This window comes from Peribacillus cavernae (assembly GCF_003989135.1).
Classification (GTDB): domain Bacteria; phylum Bacillota; class Bacilli; order Bacillales; family DSM-1321; genus Peribacillus; species Peribacillus cavernae.
The window spans coordinates 1-8,810 of record NZ_RYZZ01000060.1; the positions used below are offsets into that span (position 1 = coordinate 1).

At 37.8% G+C, this 8,810-nt stretch carries 7 protein-coding genes and 2 pseudogenes; 4 read left to right on the forward strand and 5 right to left on the reverse strand.

The window, feature by feature from the left end; translation table 11 throughout:
* From ELQ35_RS22265 to ELQ35_RS22280, 4 genes and pseudogenes are all read right to left on the reverse strand, one after another.
* Positions 1 to 228, reverse strand: a pseudogene (locus ELQ35_RS22265) (transposase family protein); the annotation flags it as partial.
* Between the two features lie 660 nt (positions 229 to 888).
* Complete coding sequence (locus ELQ35_RS22270) at positions 889 to 1,998, reverse strand: FtsZ/tubulin family protein (protein ID WP_126867362.1); 1,110 nt, start codon at positions 1,996 to 1,998, stop codon at positions 889 to 891.
* A 169-nt stretch (positions 1,999 to 2,167) separates the two neighbouring features.
* A pseudogene (locus ELQ35_RS22275) lies at positions 2,168 to 2,323 on the reverse strand (argininosuccinate lyase); the annotation flags it as partial.
* Positions 2,324 to 2,437: 114 nt separating this feature from the next.
* A complete protein-coding gene (locus tag ELQ35_RS22280) occupies positions 2,438 to 3,049 on the reverse strand; it encodes a SurA N-terminal domain-containing protein (RefSeq protein WP_246026180.1) in 612 nt (203 codons plus the stop codon).
* A 306-nt stretch (positions 3,050 to 3,355) separates the two neighbouring features.
* Between ELQ35_RS22280 and ELQ35_RS22285 the strand changes: the two genes are divergently transcribed.
* From ELQ35_RS22285 to ELQ35_RS22300, 4 genes are all read left to right on the forward strand, one after another.
* Positions 3,356 to 4,126, forward strand: a complete 771-nt coding sequence (locus ELQ35_RS22285) for an SDR family NAD(P)-dependent oxidoreductase (RefSeq protein ID WP_126867367.1) — start codon at positions 3,356 to 3,358, stop codon at positions 4,124 to 4,126.
* A 1,002-nt stretch (positions 4,127 to 5,128) separates the two neighbouring features.
* On the forward strand, positions 5,129 to 5,653 hold the full coding sequence (locus ELQ35_RS22290) for a helix-turn-helix domain-containing protein (RefSeq protein WP_126867364.1): 525 nt from the start codon (positions 5,129 to 5,131) through the stop codon (positions 5,651 to 5,653).
* Between the two features lie 174 nt (positions 5,654 to 5,827).
* Positions 5,828 to 6,934 (forward strand): MFS transporter, encoded by a 1,107-nt coding sequence (locus tag ELQ35_RS22295; protein WP_281278151.1) that lies wholly within the window; start codon positions 5,828 to 5,830, stop codon positions 6,932 to 6,934.
* 42 nt (positions 6,935 to 6,976) lie between these two features.
* Positions 6,977 to 7,831 carry an isocitrate lyase/PEP mutase family protein gene (locus ELQ35_RS22300; protein ID WP_126867366.1) on the forward strand — a complete coding sequence of 285 codons (855 nt, stop codon included), beginning with the start codon at positions 6,977 to 6,979 and terminating at the stop codon, positions 7,829 to 7,831.
* A 251-nt stretch (positions 7,832 to 8,082) separates the two neighbouring features.
* On the opposite strand, the gene ELQ35_RS22305 is transcribed toward ELQ35_RS22300, so the two are convergent.
* Positions 8,083 to 8,772 (reverse strand): reverse transcriptase domain-containing protein, encoded by a 690-nt coding sequence (locus ELQ35_RS22305; protein ID WP_342773323.1) that lies wholly within the window; start codon positions 8,770 to 8,772, stop codon positions 8,083 to 8,085.
* Between the last annotated feature and the right edge of the window lie 38 nt (positions 8,773 to 8,810).

Consider the following 8,810-nt stretch of genomic DNA (forward strand, 5'->3'; position numbering starts at 1 on the left):
TTCTGGCATCGATATCTGTTCACATAAAGATTTAAATATAAAGGTTTATTAAGTATAGGTAAATCCCTTACTTTTCGTGTCCTTTTGTCATGGACAACCGAAGAGTGAAAACCACAATAGGTACAGCGTTCCTCTTCTGCTTTTTTCTCCACATGAACAAAATAATGAGTAAGGAAAATTTCTTGATTAACAACTTCAATCTGGCAATTCTAGTAACACGGAAAACACGTGAAAACCTCCTAATGTTTGTTGGTTACCTAACATTATTGCCAGGAATTCAAAAGTGTTTTCCTTTTTTTTGTGCTAAATCACAAAAAGTGATGATGAATCCGAATTAATTGGTTCTGTTGGGATTAAAAGCAGCCCGTCTTGTGACTAGACGAGAGGTGTGTTTATGGAAGAATTCAACAAGCTTCTCATTGAAAATCATATTAAATTGTCAACCAGATGGTTTTTACCTGACGTATCAGATCCTAAATTTGATCCAACTATTCATAAAACGAAGCTCCATTGAACTCCCCACCACTTAATACTCTTTCAGGATGTTTGAAGTGGGGAATTCTGAAAGACAGACCTATTATACTATGACCACCGTCCGTTCAACTAGGCGGTGGATTTTCTGCTTTTCATTAAATAAACGTTTTTCTCCGAGAACAAGTTGTGCAATTTGGCAATTCAGAAAGAGCCGCCATATACGGAAGTTAATTGATTTATTTTCTATTCATAGACATTGATAAATCAACAAAAAGAAGCAGTTCAATTATTTGCTAATTGACTGCTTCTTTGCGTGTTATTTAAGGTTTTGTACTCTTAAAATGAACCGGTTACCTTTAACATCCAGTGTGTTTACTTTTGCTTTTCTTCACGTTGTGAATACCCGAGCTCCCCTTATCTTTGGTACTTAGATAACTTAGATGATACTGAGTTTGCCTGTTTCTCAGGTTTTTTAATTCTCAGGTTTGATGCCCAGGATATTCGGGACTCATACATCTGGGTATGTTCCTTGTTTACTAGGTTCTGTAAACGATCTTTATTCTTCTCAATGGATTCCTCTAGGGCAAGCAGTCTACGGGTAGGGTATGGCAGACCCGCTAAAATGGTGGTTATAGTTGGGTCTGATTCTGAGATATAGGTCCCTTCGAATAGTTGTATAGGTTCTCCGACCCTTTCAAAGATCGATGGCATATTAATTAACTTAGACATATTCTCTGGTCCGTCATAGATAAGACCAGCACGAATTACGCCTGTTGCTTCAACAGGACAAAATATAGAATTAGCCCAGGAACTGTGAATTTTGCTAGATACGTCTGACGTTGACTTAGCGTCTGTGATTGTGGTTGAAGATATGATTGTTACTCCTCTTGTGTTAAGAATATTCATAAGATCCGTCTCATCGAAGTTACCGTAAAAAGAACTCTTTTGCGTAACTTGCAGTATACTGTTAATTGCCTCCATGACTCGATAATTGGAAGCAAGGTAGATCTGTTGTTTGCTGGATTGTGGGTTAATCTTACGCATTTGATCGTTGTCTACCAGGAATACAGAAGAGATACCCTCTATTTTAGAAATCTCTTGGATACACTCAGCAGAATTGATTCGGTTACCCGCTAACACGTTTCGTTCGGGTACAATAGCAATAGCACCTATGTTGATGCCAGGTAGTTGGTCTAATAACAGATCGATTAATAAGGGGCTCATACCAGAACCAGTACCACCATCAGTAGAAAAGGCCACCAATAACAGCTTTATGTCCTTAAAGGACTGCTTTACAAAGTCGATCATTTCTCGATAGTTATCATTAGCAGCTCTTAATCCTATTGATCTATCTTGACCTGCTCCATTAAACCCAGGGACAAAATACTTCTTTTCAACCCTCGTGTTAACTAACCCATCATGTTGGTTCGTGTTGATGAGGGCGGTTTGAAAGCCCAAGGTGGATGCTATTTGAGCTATATTCCCACCTGCTTGACCTATGCCCAAGATTCCTATTGGTTTCATAAGATCGCCTCCTTATCTTACTATGATAATACTCAAGTTTTATGTTTTTAGACTTGTTCATTTTAAAAATGAATGAAATAGTTGGAGAAAAACATTCCTAAAAAATGGAATCCCTGGACAGGAGCGAGATAGTTGAGACTTCCGTTATATCTTCTGTGGTTATAAAACCATTCCTTTTCTGGGGCATGATACTGCTCACTTGTACATACGGATCTGCCACTAGAAATGAGCCAAACTCCCTTCTAACCTGCTGTAAAAAGTCTTGAATCCATCTGCCAGTATTGGCCACGATGGCTTTGGAGGTTTCAAGGAGATAATGTGCACCCAATAGAATCATGTGGAGGATCCCTAAACAAAAAAAGAACTCGAATAACGAGCACTCTTCCTGAGAGTGGCCGTTATTCGAGTTATCGTTCAAAAGGAATAGTGTTTAAAGACATTAGATTTTAATGTCAACCTCAGCATTTTTCTTAAGCTTTTCTACTTGTTGAGCGAGCTTTTCTTGTTGCTTTTGTTGCACAAGTTGTTGCATGATTTGAGGTTTTACTTCTTCAAGCTTTGGAATTTCTTGACCACCGGCACTTCCTTGCTGGACCATTTGATCATAATACGCTTGAATTTCTTTATCTGACACTTCCTCTACCGGTATTTCTTTCTCAATGTACTTCGTATATTGAACATTTTCAGCTGTTTGGATTTTTAATGTCTCCATATCTAAATCAGCTTGTTTCAAAGCTGCTTCTAGTTTTTTATCATCTTTAAATTGTTCTTTCATTTTGGCTACTTGTTTTTCAACTTCCTCTTCCGATGCTTGATACCCTTTTTTATCAGCCTCTTGAAGAATCAGCGTTTGCCCCACTAAGTTATTGATGGTTTGTTCTTTCACTTGCTTTGCTGCTTCTTTGGAAGTGGGATCTTGTCCCATTTGTTGCATCTGCATTTGTAAAGAAGACAAAGCCATATTATAGTCACGACCCATAAGCTTCTTATCGTTGACGATAGCAACCGTTTCCTTGTCATCTACTTTTTGCTTATTCAGCTTTTTCTGCATTTCTTCCAGGAAATCCTTTTGGAATTGCATAGCCTTTTAATTCTGATAAGCGTCATTTATGTTAAAATTTTAGATTGATACGTAGGAGACAAAAAGGAGTTTTATCGTGCTTTCTAGGCATCTCCCATCTCAGCTAGTAGCCTTCCATAAAAATAGGCTTGAATACTTCTTTTGCTGCTGACACTTTATCAAAAAGGGATCTATCAGAGGCTTTTAATCTAGAATGAAAGCGTTTTCTTTGATAGTGTCCTGTAAGAGGAATATACTTTGAATGAACAAAGAATACTGAAAGGGGAAATGAAACATATGGCTAATTTAGATGGAAAAGTTGCAGTTATTACGGGTGGTGCAGGCGGTATAGGAATAAAGACAGCCGAGTATTTCTTAAAAGCAGGGGCTAACGTCGTTGTAGTTGATTTAATCGAAGAAACACTTGATAAAGCAAAATCAGCACTTAACACATTTGGTGATATAATCACGATCAAAGCCGATGTATCACAAGAATCTGACGTAAAAAATTATGTAAAAAAAGCAGTGGACCATTTCGGGAAAATTGATATTTTCTTTAATAATGCAGGAATCGAAGGAAAAATTGCCCCACTTGTAGATCAATCAGTTGAGGACTTTGATAAAGTAATAAATGTCAATGTACGTGGTGTCTTTTTAGGATTAAAATACGTGTTGCCAGTCATGATGGAACAAGGACACGGCAGTATTATCAATACTTCATCTGTAGCAGGGCTCGAGGGCAGTCCGAATCTATCACCCTATATTACTTCAAAACATGCTGTAGTAGGACTAACAAAAGCAGCAGCAATAGAAGCGGCAAGCGCAAATGTACGTGTGAATTCCATTCATCCCTCTCCTATTAACACAAGAATGATGCGATCCATAGAAGAAGGATTCAATCCCGGACAAGCAGAAAGTGCCCAGCAAGCATTTTCTCAAGGTATTCCATTAGGCCGTTACGGTGAAGCAAGCGATATAGCCAAATTAGTTCTATTCCTTGCCTCTGATGACAGCGCCTTTATAAGCGGCAGTCAGTACCGAATTGACGGCGGTATGGGCGCACAATAAAATAGAACTACCATTGTATTAAAAAAATCAGTAAATAGCTGTGTTGTCATAAACTTTGAGATTTAAATAGAATTTGAACTCGAAATCGGCAAAATGTCTCCTAAAGACATTTTGCCGATTTTTTATGTAACCAATTTCGAATTCCATTTGAGAGCTTTGTTTCTATGATACGCTAGCTTTACCTGCAATTTAGTTTTTAAAGATTCAGATAAACAATCATTGATCAGCATTTCATGATGTCGCTGCTGCACATAATGCCATGCATATTTTAATGTAAAATAGACTTTTTTCAAAACAATTCCTCCCTTGACCGAATACATAAATCATAGGAGATCGTATTCGATAGCTGGCTGGCTTTGCTAATAGCACTTTTTTAAACTAATGAGTTAATTAGAAACTATGTTTCAACAAATAACTTCATTATTCATTATCATCATAGAAATATATTTTCCCTATTTACATAATGGTAAACAAGTAAATATCAAACAGAGGTGGCCAAAGGATATTAATCACTTGGCAAGTAATAATGGTTCTTACGCTGAATTGGTGAATAGTCACAGGACATTTTAATTAGAAAATTCCTTGTTATAATAAATTTGTTACTCATAGCCGATAAAACTTACTTTCTAAAAAAAGCTAAACTTACTCGGCCATACATAATTCTTTTTACAGCGTTTAAGGGATTGACCTGTCCCTCAAGCACTCCATTACTAAATGGATGTATGAAAGAATGTTTTAAAGCTTGGAGTTCACTCCTTAATCGTACTGTATAAGAATAGAAGGCGTTTTTTCTGTTGCTCACCTCCTTTAGCCAAACCAAAAATAAGGAGTAGTCCTGGTCCTTAATTGCCTGGCGATGCCTCTGGATGAACCTAACTAAAAACTCCAGAACTGTTAGTCAAATTACCAATTCCTTGATATGTAATTTTTTTATTTCCTTTTAGGATGAAGATGTTTTACCATTATACTAAAAAGCAGAATATATTAAATGTGAGGTAACAAATGGATATCGGAAAAAATATACGGAGGTTTAGAGAATTAAAAGGATTATCTCTTACCCAGCTTTCAAATTTGACGGGTTTTTCAATTAGTTTTTTGAGCCAAATTGAAAGAAGCGTAGCTAATCCCTCTATTAACTCCTTAAAAAAAATAAGCGATGCACTTGATACACAGCTTGCATCTTTATTTACTGAAAACGACAGCAATTCTAATGGGGAAAAGGATTTTATCGTTCGTGCAAATGAGAGAAAGAAGCTTTACAATCCTGGTTCCAAAGCAGAGATGTATCTTTTGTCCCCTAGCTTGGACAATGAAATAGAACTAATAATGATTGTGGCACAACCCGGAGGAAAGAGTGGGGATGAGTACTATTCACATCATGGCGAAGAGATTGGAATTGTGATTCAAGGGTCATTACAAGTGGATCTAGATGGGCAGATTTATACATTAAAACAAGGAGATAGCATGCAATTTAATAGCAATACCCCCCATAAATGGATGAATACTGGAAGCCATATATCCCGATAGTGTGTAAAAGATTTGGTTAATGTTGTTTGGCTATTATTGCTAACTTCTACTCTCATAATGCACCCCGCTCTTTTAATCTTCATTTTTTAAAAATTAAAGAGTCCTCTTTTAACCTATCACCTTCTATTCACTAATATTTAAAATATTTCTACAATTTGAATAATATTTGGATGGATTGATTCCGCCTATTTATGGGCATATGCTATTATGCAAGTACCATGGGCATATATAAGTGAACGATGGCTCGGCGCAAAATGGACTGTAACGGTTGGAACCGCTTTAATTGCTGTATCCAGTATTGTATACGCTTTCAATGTTGAAAGTGTTGCCCTTAGCATCATTGCCCGTGCACTGATTGGAGTAGGTGCCGCCGCTATTTGGGTACCTGTCACCCCAGTTTTGGCTCGATGGTTTGCCCCTCAAAAAAAGGGTTTAGCAATGGGAATTACGGCTACTGGCGGAGCAGTTGGACAATTTTTAGGCGGAGCATTAATGCCTATACTAATTACTGGTCCGTTTATAATCTTTGGCTTATCAACGATACAAAGTGGGTTTTTATGGTCAGCCATTCCAGGTATTATCATGACTCTCATTATCCCTTTTTTCTTGAAGAACGAACCAGAAGAAATGGGCTTGACCTCATTGGATACAAGTCAGGAAGAAATGGATAAACAATCTCAAGACGAACCAACTTTCACTTACATTTTAAAGCATTCCTTCTATCCATATTTACTTTGCATTGTATACGCTGGATACTTGGGAGCCCTTTATTACGTCTGGACATGGTTTGCTGCATATCTTCAGCAGGAATACGGAATCGATGTAAGGGCAGCAGGCATGCTTTGGGCAATCTCCTCAACCTTGCCAGCTTTATTAAGCCAACCTTTAGGAGGATATTTATCCGATCGGCTAGGCAGGAAAAGAGTAGCTTCTGGAGCTTTATTATTAACGACTCTATTAGCCAGTACTTTTGCCATTTTTGCTGCTATAACTGTTCCTCTCTGGATCACAATAACCTTGGTTTTCGTATTTGCCATCTTTGTAAACATGTGGGTTGTGATATGGCCTTTTACGAATACCATGTTCCCGACAAAAGCTGGCGCACCAATTGGTGGTTTAATGAATACAGCTGCACAATTAGTAGGCGCATCAGCCCCTATTATTTCTGGTTACTTTATTGATGCTACATCGTCTTATATTCCAGTATTTTTACTAGGTGCCTTATGTGCATTTATTGGATTCATTGCATCCTTATTTTTAAAGGAAGAAAGAGTTATCTAATCGTTTAATAGATTTGCATCATCTAATAGGAGGATTTTTATAATGGATTATTTAAAAAGAAGAATTGAACTGAGAGCATTATTAGAAAAAGAGCAAAGTATCCCTGTTCCAGGAGCATATGATGCAATTAGTGCTAAATTAATAGAAAAAGAAGGATTTCCTGTTGCCTATATTGGAAGTTACGCTACAGCTTCCAGTACCTATGGATATCCTGATGTAGGACTGTTAGGTTTACACGAAATGGTAAGTCATGCCGAGAAAATCGTAAATGCTGTTTCAATTCCAGTCATCGCCGATGCCGAAAATGGTTTCACTCATGCTGCTAACATATGGCGCACCATCCAGGCATTTGAAAACGCCGGGGTATCAGGAATTCATATTGAAGACCATGAATTCGGGAAACATTCCGATGTTCCAAGCGTACTACTGCCACTAGATCAGATGGTTTCTAAAATTAAAGCAGCGATTGATGCAAGAAAAGATCCGAATTTCATAATAATTGCCCGGACGGATATGATTTATGCCCTAAATAATCTCGAAGGAGCCATTGAAAGGGCCAATGCCTTTATTGAAGCTGGAGCGGATATGGTATTTTTAACAGGAATCCGTCCTGATGTCCTAAAAGAAGTTCGGAATCAGATTAAAGGAAAAGTAGTGACAGTGGATTCACCTGGTTTTACCGTTGCAGATGAAAAAGATGCCCAGGCAAATATCGTCATATACTACGGTTTATGCACCTATGCAGCATATGCAGGAGTACAAAAAGCACTTAAGTCATTTAAAGTCACTCAAAATCAATCGTTGGTAAAGGAACATCTTGCTGATGTAGAAGAATTCGAAGATTTTATGGACTATAAGAATTTTGCTGATACATCGAAAAAATATAACTTGGTTTAATTTCATATAAAGGAATACAAATAAGGTGCCAGTTCCCGATCTCTTTGCAAAGTGGTGGGACCAGTACCTTTATGTAATTGAAGAGCTCAAGTATCCTGTTATGTTATCCCGTGGAACAACGTTGTGAAACAAGATTATTCGGGTGGGTCGAGTAGGAGGGAACCTTTCTGCCTTACGGCAAATTGTGTTCCGGCCCCCCTCTCAGAACCGTGCGGGCGCAATTAACGCACACGGCTCCTCTCTATCATCTTTCACAGAATATAGGTAATCTCACTTTTAAGTTGGAATATGCTGACTTTCGTTCTTGGTACCGGAAACGGGAATCTCTTTAGAAAAAGAGCGAATTTCTCCCAGTTAAACGACTTCTTTTGACTACGTCTGTTCATCCATTTAAAGAATAGACTCCTTACTTTGTCTTTGAAGTTGTTCACATGTTTTATGTTGTCCGTTACACAATAGTAGTTGTAATATCCTACTAATGAGCGGTCTAACCTTCTCTTTATCTCATGAATATCAGTTGTTCGATTAGCTTTCAGCCATTCTTTACACTCTTTGAGCTTCGCTCGCATTCCCTTACTGCTTGACTTGAGTTTCACTCGAAATTTCCCCGTTTGACTTTTACTACAATAATGAGTAAAGCCTAGAAAATCAAATGTTTGGGGCTTACCTTCCCCGTTTCTTTTGCAGTTTGACTCCGCAAATCGACCAAATGGGATGATTTTCGTTTTATCTTCTGCTATCTCGAGATTGAACTTCTTCAAGCGTTGAATTAGGGCTAGATAGAATGCTTTTGCGTCATCTTTGTATTGAAAACAACATACAGAGTCGTCGGCGTATCTAACGATGTGCGCTTGTCCCTTACATTGTTTCCTTACAACTTTCTCAAACCACAGGTCAAGCACATAATGGAGATAGATATTCGCTAAAATCGGGGAAATAATTCCTCCTTATGCAAAGTAAAATATTATGCAAAGTAAAC